This is a genomic window from Embleya sp. NBC_00896, from assembly GCF_045207785.1.
GTDB lineage: Bacteria > Actinomycetota > Actinomycetes > Streptomycetales > Streptomycetaceae > Embleya.
In genome coordinates this window covers 2,994,132-3,009,744 of record NZ_CP108776.1, presented here as the reverse complement: position 1 = coordinate 3,009,744, position 15,613 = coordinate 2,994,132, and the positions used below count along the sequence as shown (strand labels likewise).

General features: G+C 72.5%; 12 protein-coding genes and 1 pseudogene. 10 read left to right on the top strand and 3 right to left on the bottom strand.

Annotation, left to right across the window (positions count from 1 at the left end):
- The first annotated feature begins 69 nt into the window (after positions 1–69).
- Positions 70–1,692 carry a chaperonin GroEL gene (gene groL, locus OG928_RS13410; RefSeq protein ID WP_406283401.1) on the top strand — a complete coding sequence of 541 codons (1,623 nt, stop codon included), beginning with the start codon at positions 70–72 and terminating at the stop codon, positions 1,690–1,692.
- A gap of 171 nt (positions 1,693–1,863) precedes the next feature.
- Positions 1,864–2,682 (top strand): SDR family oxidoreductase, encoded by an 819-nt coding sequence (locus OG928_RS13405; RefSeq protein ID WP_406283399.1) that lies wholly within the window; start codon positions 1,864–1,866, stop codon positions 2,680–2,682.
- Positions 2,683–2,823: 141 nt separating this feature from the next.
- On the opposite strand, the gene OG928_RS13400 is transcribed toward OG928_RS13405, so the two are convergent.
- On the bottom strand, positions 2,824–3,156 hold the full coding sequence (locus tag OG928_RS13400; protein WP_406283397.1) for a WhiB family transcriptional regulator: 333 nt from the start codon (positions 3,154–3,156) through the stop codon (positions 2,824–2,826).
- 493 nt (positions 3,157–3,649) lie between these two features.
- On the opposite strand from OG928_RS13400, the gene OG928_RS13395 reads away from it, so the two are divergent.
- The 5 genes from OG928_RS13395 (at position 3,650) to OG928_RS13375 (ending at position 8,277) form a co-directional block, all read left to right on the top strand.
- Positions 3,650–4,261 carry a response regulator transcription factor gene (locus tag OG928_RS13395; RefSeq protein WP_020549179.1) on the top strand — a complete coding sequence of 204 codons (612 nt, stop codon included), beginning with the start codon at positions 3,650–3,652 and terminating at the stop codon, positions 4,259–4,261.
- A gap of 275 nt (positions 4,262–4,536) precedes the next feature.
- Positions 4,537–5,130 carry an RNA polymerase sigma factor ShbA gene (gene shbA / locus OG928_RS13390; RefSeq protein WP_406290946.1) on the top strand — a complete coding sequence of 198 codons (594 nt, stop codon included), beginning with the start codon at positions 4,537–4,539 and terminating at the stop codon, positions 5,128–5,130.
- Positions 5,127–5,333 carry a hypothetical protein gene (locus tag OG928_RS13385; RefSeq protein WP_406283395.1) on the top strand — a complete coding sequence of 69 codons (207 nt, stop codon included), beginning with the start codon at positions 5,127–5,129 and terminating at the stop codon, positions 5,331–5,333. The genes shbA and OG928_RS13385 overlap by 4 nt, the downstream gene beginning before the upstream one ends.
- A gap of 203 nt (positions 5,334–5,536) precedes the next feature.
- Positions 5,537–7,039 carry an IMP dehydrogenase gene (gene guaB / locus OG928_RS13380; RefSeq protein WP_406283393.1) on the top strand — a complete coding sequence of 501 codons (1,503 nt, stop codon included), beginning with the start codon at positions 5,537–5,539 and terminating at the stop codon, positions 7,037–7,039.
- Positions 7,040–7,161: 122 nt separating this feature from the next.
- Positions 7,162–8,277 carry a GuaB3 family IMP dehydrogenase-related protein gene (locus OG928_RS13375; RefSeq protein ID WP_406283391.1) on the top strand — a complete coding sequence of 372 codons (1,116 nt, stop codon included), beginning with the start codon at positions 7,162–7,164 and terminating at the stop codon, positions 8,275–8,277.
- A gap of 81 nt (positions 8,278–8,358) precedes the next feature.
- Here OG928_RS13375 and OG928_RS13370 read toward each other — a convergent pair whose 3' ends face one another.
- A complete protein-coding gene (locus OG928_RS13370; protein ID WP_406283389.1) occupies positions 8,359–8,796 on the bottom strand; it encodes a hypothetical protein in 438 nt (145 codons plus the stop codon).
- A gap of 113 nt (positions 8,797–8,909) precedes the next feature.
- A pseudogene (locus tag OG928_RS13365) lies at positions 8,910–9,878 on the bottom strand (serine/threonine-protein kinase); the annotation flags it as partial.
- Between the two features lie 151 nt (positions 9,879–10,029).
- Between OG928_RS13365 and OG928_RS13360 the strand changes: the two are divergent.
- The 3 genes from OG928_RS13360 (at position 10,030) to OG928_RS13350 (ending at position 15,602) form a co-directional block, all read left to right on the top strand.
- Positions 10,030–11,736 (top strand): glycerol-3-phosphate dehydrogenase/oxidase, encoded by a 1,707-nt coding sequence (locus OG928_RS13360; RefSeq protein ID WP_406283387.1) that lies wholly within the window; start codon positions 10,030–10,032, stop codon positions 11,734–11,736.
- Between the two features lie 218 nt (positions 11,737–11,954).
- On the top strand, positions 11,955–13,796 hold the full coding sequence (locus tag OG928_RS13355) for a serine/threonine-protein kinase (protein WP_406283385.1): 1,842 nt from the start codon (positions 11,955–11,957) through the stop codon (positions 13,794–13,796).
- A gap of 15 nt (positions 13,797–13,811) precedes the next feature.
- Complete coding sequence (locus OG928_RS13350) at positions 13,812–15,602, top strand: serine/threonine-protein kinase (protein ID WP_406283383.1); 1,791 nt, start codon at positions 13,812–13,814, stop codon at positions 15,600–15,602.
- Positions 15,603–15,613 lie beyond the last annotated feature (11 nt).

Below are 15,613 nucleotides of genomic sequence, written 5' to 3'. Positions count from 1 at the left end.
CGGCCGGTGGACCCGGGGCGGAGTCGGTTGTACGACGTCGACTAGCAACCTTTAAGGACGAAGACCCTCATGGCGAAGATCCTCCAGTTCGACGAGAAGGCCCGGCGGTCGCTGGAGCGCGGCGTCAACGCGCTGGCCGACACCGTCAAGGTCACGCTCGGCCCCAAGGGCCGCAACGTCGTGATCGACAAGAAGTTCGGTGCCCCGACCATCACCAACGACGGCGTGACGATCGCCCGTGAGGTGGAGCTCGAGGACCCGTACGAGAACCTCGGCGCGCAGCTGGCCAAGGAAGTCGCGACCAAGACCAACGACATCGCGGGTGACGGCACCACCACCGCGACGGTCCTGGCCCAGGCGCTCGTCCGCGAGGGTCTGCGCAACGTGGCCGCCGGCGCGGCCCCGATGGACCTGAAGAAGGGCATCGACCTCGCGGTCGCCGCAGTATCCGAGCAGCTGCTCAAGACCGCCCGCGCGATCGACGGCAAGGAAGACATCGCCGCCGTCGCCGCGCTCTCGGCGCAGGACCAGCAGATCGGCGAGCTGATCGCCGAGGCCATGGACAAGGTCGGCAAGGACGGTGTCATCACCGTCGAGGAGTCCCAGACCATGGGTCTGGAGCTGGAGTTCGCCGAGGGCCTCCAGTTCGACAAGGGCTACCTGTCGCCGTACATGGTCACCGACCAGGAGCGTATGGAGGCCGTCCTCGACGACCCGTACATCCTGATCCACCAGGGCAAGATCTCGGCCATCGCCGAGCTGCTCCCGCTGCTCGAGAAGATCATCCAGGCCGGCGCGTCCAAGCCGCTGCTGATCGTCGCCGAGGACGTCGACGGCGAGGCGCTGTCGACCCTGGTCGTGAACAAGATCCGCGGCACGTTCAACGCCGTCGCGGTCAAGGCCCCGGGCTTCGGCGACCGCCGCAAGGCGATGCTGGAGGACATGGCGATCCTGACCGGCGGTCAGGTCATCGCCCCCGAGGTCGGCCTCAAGCTCGACCAGGTCGGCCTGGAGGTGCTCGGCAGCGCCCGTCGCATCACCATCACCAAGGACGCGACCACGCTCGTGGACGGCGCCGGCGAGGCCGCCGCGATCGCCGACCGCGTGAAGCAGATCAAGCGTGAGATCGAGGACACGGACTCCGACTGGGACCGCGAGAAGCTCCAGGAGCGCCTCGCGAAGCTGGCCGGCGGCGTGTGCGTGATCCGCGTGGGCGCGGCCACCGAGGTCGAGCTCAAGGAGAAGAAGCACCGTCTCGAGGACGCGGTCTCCGCGACCCGTGCGGCCATCGAGGAGGGCATCGTCGCCGGCGGCGGCACTGCCCTGGTGCACGCCGTCTCCGTGCTCGACGGCAACCTCGGCCAGACCGGCGACATCGCGACCGGCGTCTCGGTCGTGCGTCGTGCCGCGGTCGAGCCGCTGCGTTGGATCGCCGAGAACGCGGGCCTCGAGGGCTACGTCATCGTCAACAAGGTGCAGGAGCTCGGCATCGGTCACGGCTTCAACGCCGCGACCGGCGAGTACGGCAACCTGGTCGACTCGGGCGTCATCGACCCGGTCAAGGTGACCCGCTCCGCGCTGCAGAACGCCGCGTCGATCGCGTCGCTGCTGCTCACGACCGAGACCCTGGTCGTCGAGAAGCCGGCCGAGGAGGAGCCCGCCGCGCACGGCGGCCACGGCCACTCGCACTAGTCACACCGCCGTACCCCGTTTCACCCCGACGGGCCCGACCTCTGCGAAGAGGTCGGGCCCGTCGGCCTTTCCGGTGCCGGCGTGATCTGCGAGAGTGCCCGAAGCGGTATAGCTGACGGACCGTCAGGCGCAGCGGGCGGGGCGTCTGCCGAGCACCATCGAAGGAGAAGCATGGGTACCTACGCGATCACCGGCGCGGCCTCGGGCCTGGGCGCCGCCACGAAGGTCCGCCTCGAGGCCGACGGCCACCGGGTCATCGGCGTCGACCTGCACGACTGCGACGTCAACGTGGACCTGAGCAAGCCCGAAGGGCGCGCCGCGGCGATCGCCGGGATCACCGAGCTGTCCGGCGGCACGCTCGACGGCTTCGTCCCGTTCGCGGGCCTGGCGGCGGCCACCGGGCGGCCGGGCGGGCTGATCGTGTCGGTGAACTACTTCGGGGCGATCGCGGTGCTGGAGGGCCTGCGTCCGCTGCTGGCACGCGGTACGAACGCGTCCGTGGTGCTGATCAGCTCGAACTCCACGACGACCCAGCCGAACTGGCCGGTCGAGGTCGCCGAGCTGTGTCTGGCGGGCGAGGAGGCCGGTGCGACCGAGGCCACCGAGGCGTTCGGCGACCTCGCGGCGCTCCAGGCCTACCCGGCCACCAAGGCCGCGCTCGCGTGGTACGCCCGGACCAAGTCGGCGGAGTACATCGCCGAGGGCATTCGGCTCAACGCGATCGCGCCGGGGCTGATCGAGACCCCGATGACGGCCGAGGGCCGCAAGGACCCGCTGACCGCCGAGGGCATGGAGATGTTCCTCGGCTCGATCCCGGCCGGTCGCGGCGGGCGGCCCGAGGAGATCGCGGCCCTCGTGGCGTTCCTGCTCGGCGGCGAGTCGAGCTTCTTCGTCGGCTCGGTGGTCTTCTGCGACGGCGGCATCGACGCGGCGTTCCGGGGCAAGGACTGGCCGCGGGTGTGGGACCTGGACATGTCGGCCTTCCAGTAGCCGACCCGGGTGCGGCCGCGGGTGACACGTGCGGCGGGCACCGGGTGACACGTGCCGTGACGCACCGCGGCGGCCCGCCCCGACCGGGGGTGGGCCGCCGCGGTGTTTTCGCGCCGGTGCGCCTATGCGTATGTGTTTGCGTCAGTGCGTCGCGGACACGCCACTCGCGGCCGCCGCCCGGTCGGCGGCGACCCCGTGCCTGCGGTCGCTGTCGAGTTCGACCCGTTCGTCCTCGGTGAGCCCACCCCATACGCCATACGGCTCGCGCACCTTGAGGGCGTGCGTGGCGCACTGGCGACGGACCGGGCACCGCATGCAGACTTCCTTGGCCGAAGCCTCGCGGGCGACGCGGGCGGCGCCTCGTTCGCCTTCTGGGTGGAAGAACAGTGCGCTGTCGACTCCGCGACAGGCTGCCGAGAGCTGCCAGTCCCACAGATCGGCGTTGGGGCCGGGGAGTCGCGAGAAATCAGCCATGACTCGTCCCTCTTGCTTATCGCGTACGAGTTGTCGGTGAGCAGGGATGCCACCTCTGGTGTGGACCGTGCAGAACAGTCGTGATCATGCGATCAGAAGTAGGTGCGACTGTGTCACGAATTGATCAGTTCCATGCATATATCCCTCTTATGCGTTGAAAGCAGAAAAAATTACCCACTCTGGTGGCGTACGCCACCACACGGTCGGCGGATCTCGGCGGGATTCGGGCGGAGCTCGGGTGGGAGACGACGGTGCGGAGTCGGGGCGTCACCCTCGCGTGTCCTCCGGCTCGGTCGCCTCGTTGTCGTACCGGCGGAGCGGAACTCCCCCCGTAACCCTTTCGAGTGATGCTCGTTGGGGTGGGTGAAGCGGTTGGCGACGAAGGCGGCCGGGGGTGAACCCCGGTGCACAGACCTTCGGGACCGCCGCAAAGGAAACGGTACGTACAGGCGTGGAGGCTCAACGTGACGCGGATCCACTGCGGAGGCCGGCGATGACGACCGTCCTGGTCTGCGACGATTCCCCGCTGGTCCGGGAGACCCTGCGGCGGGCGGTGGCCACGGTCCCCGGCGTCGAGAGGGTGACGACGGCCACGAGTGGCGAGGAGGTACTGCGGCGCTGGGGCGCGGAGCGGTCCGACCTCGTCCTCATGGACGTGCGGATGCCCGGGCTCGGCGGCGTCGAGGCGGTGCGCCGCCTCCTGGCCGGCGACCCCGGCGCACGGGTGATCATGCTGACGATGGCCGAGGATCTGGACGGTGTGGCCCTCGCGGTCGCCGCCGGGGCTCGGGGATATCTGCACAAGGACGCGTCGCGCGCGGAGTTGCGCGCGACCGTCTCCCAGGCGCTCGCCGACCCGACGTGGCGGCTCGCGCCGCGGCGCCTCCGGTCGCCCGACATGGGTGTGGCGCCGACCCTGACGGCACGTGAGATCCAGGTGCTCGAAGGCATGAGCCACGGGCGCAGCAACGCCGAGATCGGGCGTGAGCTGTTCCTGTCGGAGGACACGGTCAAGACCCACGCGCGACGCCTGTTCAAGAAGCTGGGCGCGTCCGACCGGGCCCACGCGGTGGCGCTCGGATTCCGGTGGGGACTCGTGCGATGACCCATGCGCGCAAAGGTTCCTCCGGCCGTGGAGGTTCGGGGGGTCGACCCCCGGGTGAGCACAGTCGGTGCGGGCTCGTGCGATGACGCATACGAGTACGACCGAAGGCGCCCTCGTACGCGCGGCGGATCGTGCCGCGAGGGCGTCCGGCGGGCGAGGGTCCGTGCGGTGATTGCCGTTGCCCGGGGGGCCGGATGAGTCCCCCGGGTCGGCATGGCCGCGATTCGGTCGCCGATCCCTGCATACTGAATGGCATGGGTGGGACCCCCGAGCGAATGCCGGACACGCCGTACGAAGCACAAGCGCACGCCGACGACGGCATGCGTGCCGTCGTGGTTCGCGCGGTCCAGGGGGACGTACAGGCGACCGACGAACTGCTCGCGTACGTCCGACCGCTGGTCCTGCGCTACTGCCGAGCCCGGCTCGGCCGCGTCTCGGGCGCCGAGCACGCGGCGGACGACGCCGCGCAGGAGGTGTGTCTGGCCGTCCTGTCCGCGCTGCCGCGCTATCGCGACGAGGGCCGCCCGTTCGAGGCGTTCGTGTTCGGCATCGCGGCCCACAAGGTCGTCGACGTCCAACGCGCCGCGATGCGGGGCGCGGTGCCCACCTGTGATCTACCCGAAGCCGTGGACGACCACCCGGGCCCCGAGGACCAGGTGGTGCGGCGCAGTGACGCCGCACACGCCCGGGCCCTGCTCGGCAGGCTGCCCGACAACCTGCGGGAACTGCTCGTGCTGCGCGTCGCCGTCGGGCTCTCCGCCGAGGAGACCGGTCGGGCGATGGGAATGTCGCCCGGTGCCGTGCGGGTCGCACAGCATCGAGCCCTGACTCGCCTGAGGGCGCTGGCGGGCGAGGAGAAGACCGCGTGAGCGGCGGCGGTGTGCGGCTCGGCGGCCGGTCCGGCACCGCCGACCTGGGCCTGCTCCGCCAGGACGACGAGCTCGTCGAGCAGTTGCGGCGCAGGCGCCCCACCCCCGGTCAGGACCGGGTCGCGCGGCTGTTCGGCGCGCTGCTCGCCGAGGTCGACGGCACCGCCGCGAGCCGCCGCCGGGCCGTTCCGGACCGTTGCTGACCCGCTCGGGAATGGCCGAGCCCCGTCGGGCCGTTGTGCCCACCATCGGGAAGCGGGCTCGAAGCACCGCGCGAGGCAAGTAGCATGAACCCTCAATCCACCCACCCGCTTGCCGAGAGCGCCCCTTCGCCATACCCGGGGAGCCGCCAGATCCGGGAGGCGGGTCGGGGGAGCGGTCCATCGGAATACCTTCGGAAGGTGTCATGAGTCTCACGGCCGACGGCGTACCCGAGAAGTTCGCGATGCTCGGGCTGACGTACGACGATGTCCTGCTGCTGCCGGGCGCGTCCGACGTCGTGCCGAGCGAGGTGGACACCTCCGCGCGGGTCACCCGCAACATTCGTGTCCGGATCCCGCTGCTCTCGTCCGCGATGGACACCGTGACCGAGGCCCGGATGGCGATCGCCATGGCCCGGCAGGGCGGCGTCGGCGTGCTGCACCGCAACCTCTCGGTCGAGGACCAGGCCGCGCAGGCGGACACGGTCAAGCGCTCCGAGGCCGGCATGGTGCTCGACCCGATCACCATCGGCGCCGACGCCACGCTGAAGGAGGTCGACGCGCTGTGCGCGCGCTTCCGCATCAGCGGCGTCCCGGTCACCGACGAGAGCGGCCGGCTGCTCGGCATCGTCACCAACCGCGACCTGCGCTTCGAGGTCGACCACACGCGCCGCGTGCGCGACATCATGACCCCGATGCCGCTGGTGACCGGCAAGGTCGGCACCACCGGCGACGAGGCGATGGAGCTGCTGCGCCGGCACAAGGTGGAGAAGCTTCCGCTGATCGACGACGCGGGCAAGCTGCGCGGGCTGATCACGGTCAAGGACTTCGTCAAGAGCGAGCAGTACCCGAACGCCACCAAGGACGCGGACGGCCGCCTGGTCGTCGGCGCCGCGGTCGGTACGGGCGACGACAGCTACCGCCGGGTGCAGGCGCTGGTCGAGGCCGGCGTCGACTTCATCGTGGTGGACAGCGCGCACGGCCACTCGCGCAACGTCCTGGAGATGATCGCCAAGGTCAAGGCGAACACCAAGGTCGAGGTCATCGGCGGCAACATCGCCACCCGCGACGGCGCCCAGGCGCTGATCGACGCGGGCGTGGACGGCGTCAAGGTCGGCGTCGGCCCGGGCTCGATCTGCACCACCCGCGTGATCGCGGGCGTCGGCGCGCCGCAGGTCACCGCGATCTACGAGGCCGCCCAGGCGGCGCGCGCCGCGGGCGTCCCGGTGATCGGCGACGGCGGCCTGCAGTACTCGGGCGACATCGCCAAGGCGATCGCGGCCGGTGCCGACACGGTCATGCTCGGCAGCCTGCTCGCGGGCTGCGAGGAGAGCCCCGGCGACCTGATCTTCATCAACGGCAAGCAGTTCAAGTCCTACCGGGGCATGGGCTCGCTCGGCGCGATGCAGTCGCGCGGGCAGGCGAAGTCGTTCTCCAAGGACCGCTACTTCCAGGACGACGTGCTCTCCGAGGACAAGCTCGTCCCCGAGGGCATCGAGGGCCAGGTCCCCTACCGGGGTCCGCTCTCCGCCGTCGCGCACCAGCTGATCGGCGGCCTGCGCGCGTCGATGGGCTACGCGGGCGCCGCGACCGTCGCCGAACTCCAGGACAAGGGCCGCTTCGTCCGGATCACCTCGGCCGGGCTCAAGGAATCGCACCCGCACGACATCCACATGACGCAGGAAGCGCCGAACTACCACTCGCGCTAGAAACGAGACACACCGAGGGGCTTCGTCCGTACTGCGGGCGGGGCCCCTCGCGCGCGCACCCGCCCCGTACCCTGGGACGCGGGGATTTTCCCATCCACCGATTCCAGCAGGAGAGGCGCAACGTGACTGAGGTCGAAATCGGCCGGGGCAAGCGTGGCCGGCGTGCCTATCACTTCGACGACGTCGCCATCGTCCCCAGCCGGCGGACCCGGGACCCCGAAGAGGTCTCGATCGCGTGGCAGATCGACGCGTACCGGTTCGAGCTGCCGTTCCTGACGGCACCGATGGACAGCGTCGTGTCGCCGCAGACCGCGATCGAGGTCGGCCGCATGGGCGGCCTCGGCGTGCTCAACCTCGAAGGCCTGTGGACGCGTTACGAGGACCCGACGCCGCTGATCGAGGAGATCGGCGACCTCGACGACGACGCCGCGACCCGGCGCATGCAGGAGATCTACGCCGAGCCGATCAAGGAGGAACTGATCGGCGCGCGGATCAAGCAGATCCGCGACTCGGGCGTGGTCACCGCCGCCGCGCTCTCGCCGCAGCGCACCGCGCAGTACCACAAGGCCGTGATCGACGCGGGCGTCGACGTCTTCGTGATCCGCGGCACCACGGTCTCGGCCGAGCACGTCTCCGGGCGCGCCGAGCCGCTGAACCTCAAGCAGTTCATCTACGACCTCGACGTGCCGGTGATCGTCGGCGGCTGCGCGACCTACCAGGGCGCCCTGCACCTGATGCGGGCCGGCGCGGCGGGCGTGCTCGTCGGCTTCGGCGGCGGCGCGGCGCACACCACGCGCGGCGTGCTCGGGGTCGCGGTGCCGATGGCGACCGCGGTGGCGGACGTGGCCGAGGCGCGGCGCGACTACCTCGACGAGTCGGGCGGCCGCTACGTGCACGTCGTCGCCGACGGCAGCGTGGGTCGCAGCGGCGACATCGCCAAGGCCGTCGCGTGCGGCGCCGACGCGGTGATGATCGGCTCGGCACTGGCCCGGGCGAGCGACGCCCCGGGTGCCGGCCACCACTGGGGCTCGGAGGCGCACCACCCCGAACTGCCGCGCGGCCGCCGGATGAACCTGGGCGCCGTCGGCACCCTGGAGGAGATCCTGCTCGGCCCCTCGCACATCTCCGACGGCTCGATGAACCTGTTCGGCGCGCTGCGCCGGGCGATGGCCACCACGGGCTACTCGGAGCTCAAGAAGTTCCAGCAGGTCGAGGTCACCGTCTCGCCCGCGCACTGACCACGGCGTCCGACGGCCCCGCACACGGCGACGTGTGCGGGGCCGTTCGCCGTTTCCGGGGCGTCACGGGCGTCAGGAGGATCAGGGGCGCCGGCAGATCCCGGTGGTGCCGTTCGGCGCGGGCGCGCAGACGTACTTGATGTCCGTCGTCACGGCGCTGAGGTAGCGGCCTACGCACAGGTCGGCGACGGTTCGGCCGCGGGCGGCGCAGAAGGCCAGCGCCGCGTGGCCGTCGGCGAACGGGCCGGCGGCGTAGACGACCCAGTAGTTCGGCTTGAGCGAGGCGTACATGTCGCTGTCCAGGATCTGCGCGTCGGCGACCTGCCGGCGGACCTCGGCGAGCTTCGCGTCGCGCCCGCCGACGCCGTCCGACTTGGGCACGGACGCGAGTTGGGCGATCCAGGTGCCGCCGATGCCGCCGCCGGTGCGCGGGGGGCTCGTCGTCGGCCGGGGTTCCGGGGGCGGCGCGGTGACCGTGACGGCCGTCGACGGCGCGTTCGTGGCGGGCGTGGTGGTCACGGGCGGCGTCGGGACGGGATCGAGCGGCGGTGCGGTCGGGCCGGCCGAGGCGCTCGGTGTCGCCGTCGGGTTCGCCACGGGGAGCGGCCCGCGTGCGCCGGCCTGCCGTCGTCGCCGGTCAGCGCGATCGCGGTGATCGTGCCCGCCGCGATCAGGGCCACCACCACCGCGCCGGCGATCAGCGGGGCGGCCCGCCGACGGTGCGGGGATTCGTGTCCCGTCGGCGGGAGTTCGGGGCGCGGTGGGGGCGTCGCCGGCAGCGTCGCGGTCGCGGCGTCGGCCCGGGACGCCGCGTCGAGCCGCGCCGCCAGCTCCGCGCCGCCCGGTCGCGCGTCCGGGTCCTTGGCCAGCAGCGCTTCGATGATCGGCGCCAACGCACCCGCGCGGCGCGGCGCCGGCAACGGCTCGTGCAGCACCGCGCCCAGCGTGGCCATCGTCGACGCCCGGCGGAACGGGCTGTACCCCTCCACCGCCACGTAGAGCAGCATCCCGAGCGACCACAGGTCGGCCGGCGGGCGCGGGGTGTGCCCGAGCACCCGCTCCGGGGCCAGGTATTCGGGCGAGCCGATGATCGACCCCGTGGCCGTGAGCGGGGTCGAGCCCTCCAGCGCGGCGATCCCGAAGTCGGTGAGCAGGACCCGGCCGCCCGGCCCGAGCAGCACGTTGGCCGGCTTCACGTCGCGGTGCAGCACGCCGGCCTCGTGCGCGGCCCGCAGCGCCGCCAGCACCGCGACGCCGATCCCGGCCGCCTCCCGCGGTGCCAGACCGCCCTCGTCGAGCGCGTCCTGGAGCGAGCCGCCCGGGACCAGCTCCATCACGATCCACGGGTAGGTCTCGTCCTCGATCACCTGATGGACCGTCACCACATTGGGGTGCTGGAACCGCGCGAGCGCGCGGGCCTCGCGCAGCGCCCGTTCGCGGATCCGGTCGACCTCGTCGTCGGGCAGCCCGTCCGGCGCGCGGACCTCCTTGAGCGCGACGTCGCGCTCCAGCGTGCGGTCGCGGGCCCGCCAGACCGTGCCCATGCCGCCCGCGCCGAGCCGTTCGACCAGTTCGAACCGGCCGCCCACCACCCGTCCCACGTCCACGAAACCCCCCGAGCCGGCCGAACGCACCAAGAATGACAGAGCGCACCGCCCATCGGGGCAGGCATTGGGTGGGTAGAGGTGGGTGGGGCGCGTCATCCCCGGTCGGTGTGGTCCCGTGCGTGATGATCGATTTCGGAGGTGGCGGATGCGGACCACGGCGATGGGGCCCCAGGCGCGCACGGACGCGCTGCGGCGAATGTCGGAGCGCGAGGTGGACGTGGTCGTGATCGGCGGCGGCGTGGTCGGCGCGGGCACCGCCCTGGACGCGGTCACGCGCGGCCTCTCCGTGGGGCTGTTGGAGGTGCGCGACTGGGCCTCCGGGACGTCCAGCCGATCCAGCAAGCTGATCCACGGCGGGCTGCGCTACCTGGAGATGCTCGACTTCGCGCTGGTCCGCGAGGCGCTGCGCGAGCGCGGGCTGCTCCTGCAGACCCTCGCGCCGCATCTGGTGAAGCCGGTGCCGTTCCTGTACCCGCTGCGGCACCGGGGATGGGAGCGGCCCTACGTCACGGCCGGGGTGACGCTGTACGACGCGATGGCGATGTCGGCCGGTCGGACCCGCGGGCTGCCCCGGCACCGACAGCTGAGCCGCCGTCAGGCGCTGCGCCTGGCACCCGCGTTGCGCAAGGACTCGCTCGTGGGCGCGGTGCAGTACTACGACGCGCAGATGGACGACGCGCGGTACACGATGACGCTCGTGCGCACGGCGGCCGGCTACGGCGCGCACGTCGCGTCCCGGGCGGCGGTCACCGGCTTCCTGCGCGAGGGCGAGCGCGTGGTCGGCGTACATGTACGCGATGTGGAGACCGGCGCGACCCACGACATCCGGGCCGGGCAGGTGGTCAACGCGACCGGGGTGTGGACGGACGAGACGCAGGCGCTGGTCGGCGAGCGCGGGCAGTTCCACGTGCGCGCGTCCAAGGGCATCCACCTGGTGGTGCCCAAGGACCGGATCCACTCGTCGACCGGGCTGATCCTGCGAACCGAGAAGAGCGTGCTGTTCGTGATCCCGTGGGGGCGGCACTGGATCGTCGGCACCACGGACACCCGGTGGGACCTGGACAAGGTGCACCCCGCGGCCAGCCGGGCCGACATCGAGTACCTGCTCGACCACGTCAACCGCGTGCTCGCGGTGCCGCTCACGCGCGAGGACGTCGAGGGCGTGTACGCGGGCCTGCGCCCGTTGCTCGCCGGCGAGTCGGACGCGACGTCGCAGCTCTCGCGCGAGCACACCGTCGCGCACCCGGTGCCGGGCCTGGTGGTGGTCGCGGGCGGCAAGTACACGACGTATCGGGTGATGGCCGCGGACGCGGTGGACGCGGCCGTGCACGGACTGGACCGCAAGGTCGCGCCGAGCTGCACCGAAACGCTTCCGCTCGCGGGCGCGGAGGGGTACGCGGCGCTGTGGAACGGTCGGGGCTCGATCGCGGCCCGTACGGGGCTGCATGTCGCGCGCGTGGAGCACCTGTTGAACCGGTACGGGTCGATGATCGACGACGTGCTGGCGCTGATCGCGGACGATCCGGAGCTGGCGTATCCGCTGGACGGCGCGGACGACTACCTCGCGGCCGAGGTCGTGTACGCCTGTACGCACGAGGGCGCGCTGCATCTGGGCGACGTGCTGGATCGGCGGACCCGGGTGTCGATCGAGACCTTCGACCGGGGCGCGCGGGCCTCGCGGGCGTGCGCGGCGCTGATGGCCCGGGTGCTGGGGTGGGGGGAGGAGCAGGTCCGGCGCGAGGTGGACTACTACCTCAAGCGGATCGAGGCGGAGCGCGAGTCGCAGGAGCAGGTCGACGATCACACCGCGGACGCGGTGCGCCTTGGCGCCGAGGACATCGTGTCCGGCTGACGTCGGGTGCGCCCCGAGCGCCCATCCCAGCGGTTGACACCGGACCCGTTCGGGCACGTTCTCGTCCGGCACCGCGTTCCACCGATACACCCGGCCAGGTGTCTTTGCGCGATGTTCGGGGCCGAATCGGTGGACCCCGCAAGCCACCGGACTGGAGTATGGAAAGGCAAGCACCCGATCGCGCGGCGGCGGTCGCGGCCGAATGGGGAGCGAGAACTTTGACCGACCCGGAAGCACCCGAGCGTTTGGTCGCGGGGCGATACCGGCTGGGCGACCAGTTGGGCCGGGGCGGCATGGGGACGGTGTGGCGGGCCGTGGACACCATGCTCGACCGCGATGTGGCGGTCAAGGAGATGCGGCTGCCCCGGTACGTGGACGACGACGATCGCGGCACGCTGAGTGAACGGATGCTGCGCGAGGCGCGGGCGGCGGCGCGGATCGACCACCCCAACGTCGTGACGATCTTCGATGTGGCCGAGGAGGAGGGGCGGCCGTGCATCGTCATGGAGCTCGTGCGCGGCCTCTCGCTCGCGCAGGAGCTGGACAAGGAAGGACCGATGCCGGCGGCGGAGGTCGCCGAGATGGGCCTGCGGCTGCTCGCCGCCCTGGAGGCCGCGCACGAGGCCGGTGTGCTGCACCGCGACGTCAAGCCCGCCAACGTGCTGCTCGCCCGCAACGGCCGGGTCGTGCTCACCGATTTCGGCGTCGCCTCGGTCGAGGACAGCGCGACGCTCACCCAGGCCGGCGCGATGGTCGGCTCGCCCGAATACCTCGCCCCCGAGCAGATCGCCGGCGAACAGCCCGGGCCCGAGTCCGACCTGTGGTCGCTCGGCGCGACTTTGTTCGAGGCGGTGGAGGGCCGGCCGGCGTTCCGGCGCAACACGCACGCGGCGACGCTCGCCGCGGTCGCGGCGGGCCGCTTTCCGGAGATCTTCCTGGCCGGGCCGCTGACGTCGGCGCTCAAGGCGCTGATGGTCAAGAATCCGGCGCGGCGCGGCTCGGCCGCGGAGGTGCGCGAACTGCTCGCGGAGGTCGCCGAAGGCGCGTCGGAACGGACCCGGCAGCCGACCCCCGAGCGCTTCCTGCCGGGGCGGGGCCGGCCCGGCACGATCCGCAGGCACGGCGTCCGGGTCGGCAACCACCACACCACGCCGCGCCCGCGCACCTCCGAGGCCCCCCGCAGGTCGGGCTCCGGCGCGTACAGGGCCGCCACCGGCAGCGTCGACGAGACCTTCACCAATCTGCGCCTGCCGCGCGAGGGCGGCGGCTTCCGGGCCCGCTACCGGCGCTGGCCGCGCTGGTGGTTCCGGCACTGGACGACCATCCTGACCTCGGTCGGCATCGCCACCGCCGCCGGCGCGCGCTGGCTGGCCGCGTTCGGCAGCTGGACCGGGATGTACACGATCGTGCTGCTCGCGCTCGCATTGAGCGTGTGGCTCGTGCTGCCGCATCGGAGGGTGTCGAGGTCGGTGCCGGTCGCGATGCTCCTCGGGGTGATCGCGGGCGGCGCCCTGGAGGCCGCGCAGGTGGATCCGGACCCGATCATCGTGCTCGCCCTGATCGGCGGCTGCCTGGTGGTCGGCCCGCTCGTGGACAACCAGGTGATACCGCGACTGCGCCGCCGCCGGCGGACCGACCTGGGCTTCGCGCTGCCCGTGCCGGAGGGCTGGAGCTGCACGGACAGCCAGAGCGGTCTCACGGTGACCGACCCCGACCGGCTGATCTCGGTCACGGTCACCGTCGACCGCGGCATCGTGATGGCCCCCGAGGAGTCGGTCGCCCACCGCGAGCACGGCAGCATCGGCGGCCGGGACCGGCAGGACGGCGAGGACTACGAACGCCTGTTGCTGCGGGCCATCGACTATCGCGGCCACGAGGCCGCGGAGTGGGAGTATGTCTGGCGCGGACAGGACCTGACCACCTATCACGGCAAGGACCTGGTGGTCCGTACGGCGTCCGGCGTCCGCTACTGGCTGACCGTGCGCGGGCGCGACGACCTGTGGGGCACCGCCGGCGCGTACTACGAGCACGCGCGCGGACACCTGTCGATCGCGCGCTGACCCGCGACGCGGGACATGGATCTTGGATTCGAGGTCGGGATGATCGGGCGCGTGCTCGCGGGGCGATATGTGCTGGTGGAGGTTCTCGGGCAGGGCGGCATGGGGGTCGTCTGGCGCGCGCACGATCCGACGATCGGGCGGGACGTGGCGATCAAGGAGCTGCGGCTGCCCGACTACCTCGACCGCGAGGAGGTCGAGCGACGGTCGGCGCGGATGCAGCGCGAGGTGCGGGCCGCCGGGCGGGTCCGCCACCCCAACGTGGTCACCGTGTTCGACGTCGTGGTCGAGGACGGCCGACCGTGGATCGTCATGCAACTGCTGCCGGGCCGCCCGCTCACGGCGCTGATCGCCGAGGGGCCGATGGCGCCGGAGCGCACCGCCCGGATCGGCGCGCAGATGCTCGCCGGACTCGCGGCCGTGCACCGGGTGGGCATCGAGCACCGCGACGTGAAGCCGGCCAACGTGATGGTCGACGAGGACGGGACGGTCGTCCTGACCGACTTCGGCATCGCGACCCACCCCGACTCGCCCTCGGTCACCGAGACCGGCGCGACGGCCGGCACCCCCGAGTACATGGCCCCCGAACGCGCGGTCGGGCAGCCGTCCGGCCCCTCCGCCGACCTGTGGTCGCTGGGCGTGACGCTGTACGAGATGGTCGAGGGGCGGTCGCCGTTCCGCCGGGACAACCCGCTGGCGACCCTGCAGGCGGTGGCCCGGGGGACGTGTCCGCCGCCGCTGCACACCGGGCCGCTCGCCGAGGTCGTGGTCGGCCTGCTCCGGCTCGATCCGGCCGCGCGGATGACTGTTTCGGACGCGGCGCCGCTGCTGGCCGCCGCGAGTGCGGGCGCCGCGAGTGCAGGCGCCGCGAGTGCGGGCGCCGCGAGTGCGGGCGCCGCGAGTGCGGGCGCCGCGCCGATCCCGGGTCCGGACGTGGTGGAGCGCACCGACATGCGCGAACCGCTGCCCGCGGGCGAGGTGCCGGCGCCGGCCGTCGGGGCCGACGTGCCGCCGCCCCGGCCCATGGTGCCGCCGGTGGTCGGTCGGCCCGCCCCGCGTGGGCGGTCGACCCGGGCCCTCGTGGTGCTCGGCGCGGTTGTCGCGGTGCTCCTGGCGGCCGGCGGTGTGACCGTGGGGCTGCTCGTGGGGCGCGACGGCCCCGCCGGTCGGGACACGGCCGCGTCGCCGGCCGCGGCGCTGCCCGGGTCGACGGCGCCGGTGTCCGCGTCCGCGTCCGCGTCGCCGAACGTGCGGACCGTCCCGCAGCCGGACACCCCGGCGACGTCCTCCACGTTCCCCGCGACCCCGCCGAACTCGGCCGCACCGGCCGGCACGCCCGCCGCGCCGGACGTGCCGGCCGGCTTCCGCCGGGTCACCCATCGCGGCGGGTTCACCGTCGTGGTGCCCACCGACTGGACCACCCGCGACGCCGACGGCGAACGGATCTTCTACCGCTCCGCGGACGACCTCTACCGGCTCGGCGTCCGCCCCGACGCGTCCGACGCGGCGGGCGACCCGTGTGCCGAACTCGGTGTGCAGGCGTCCAAGGGCCTCGGACCGGGCACCTTCATCGGTAATGGAACGGATTACCACCAGTTGTGGCTCACGTGCACGACGGTCCGCGGTCGTCCCGCGGGTCTGTGGGAGTTCACCTGGAACAACCAGGGAACCGTCCGCCGATCGATCAACATGCGCTTCGTCGAGCACGGCCGGACCTGGGACTTCTGGGTCTCCGGCCCCGAGACCGGCTCGGCGCTGGTGCGTTCGGCGTTCGACGCGGCCCGGGACAGTTTCACGCCGAGCGGCTGAGCGGGTGACCG

Excerpts from the sequence above, each read along its gene's own strand:
- OG928_RS13350 (WP_406283383.1), top strand. The coding sequence starts at position 13,812 with ATGGATCTTGGATTCGAGGTCGGGATGATCGGGCGCGTGCTCGCGGGG.
- OG928_RS13400 (WP_406283397.1), bottom strand. The coding sequence starts at position 3,156 with ATGGCTGATTTCTCGCGACTCCCCGGCCCCAACGCCGATCTGTGGGAC.
- OG928_RS13405 (WP_406283399.1), top strand. The coding sequence starts at position 1,864 with ATGGGTACCTACGCGATCACCGGCGCGGCCTCGGGCCTGGGCGCCGCC.
- shbA (WP_406290946.1), top strand. The coding sequence starts at position 4,537 with ATGCCGGACACGCCGTACGAAGCACAAGCGCACGCCGACGACGGCATG.
- groL (WP_406283401.1), top strand. The coding sequence starts at position 70 with ATGGCGAAGATCCTCCAGTTCGACGAGAAGGCCCGGCGGTCGCTGGAG.
- guaB (WP_406283393.1), top strand. The coding sequence starts at position 5,537 with ATGAGTCTCACGGCCGACGGCGTACCCGAGAAGTTCGCGATGCTCGGG.
- OG928_RS13360 (WP_406283387.1), top strand. The coding sequence starts at position 10,030 with ATGCGGACCACGGCGATGGGGCCCCAGGCGCGCACGGACGCGCTGCGG.
- OG928_RS13395 (WP_020549179.1), top strand. The coding sequence starts at position 3,650 with ATGACGACCGTCCTGGTCTGCGACGATTCCCCGCTGGTCCGGGAGACC.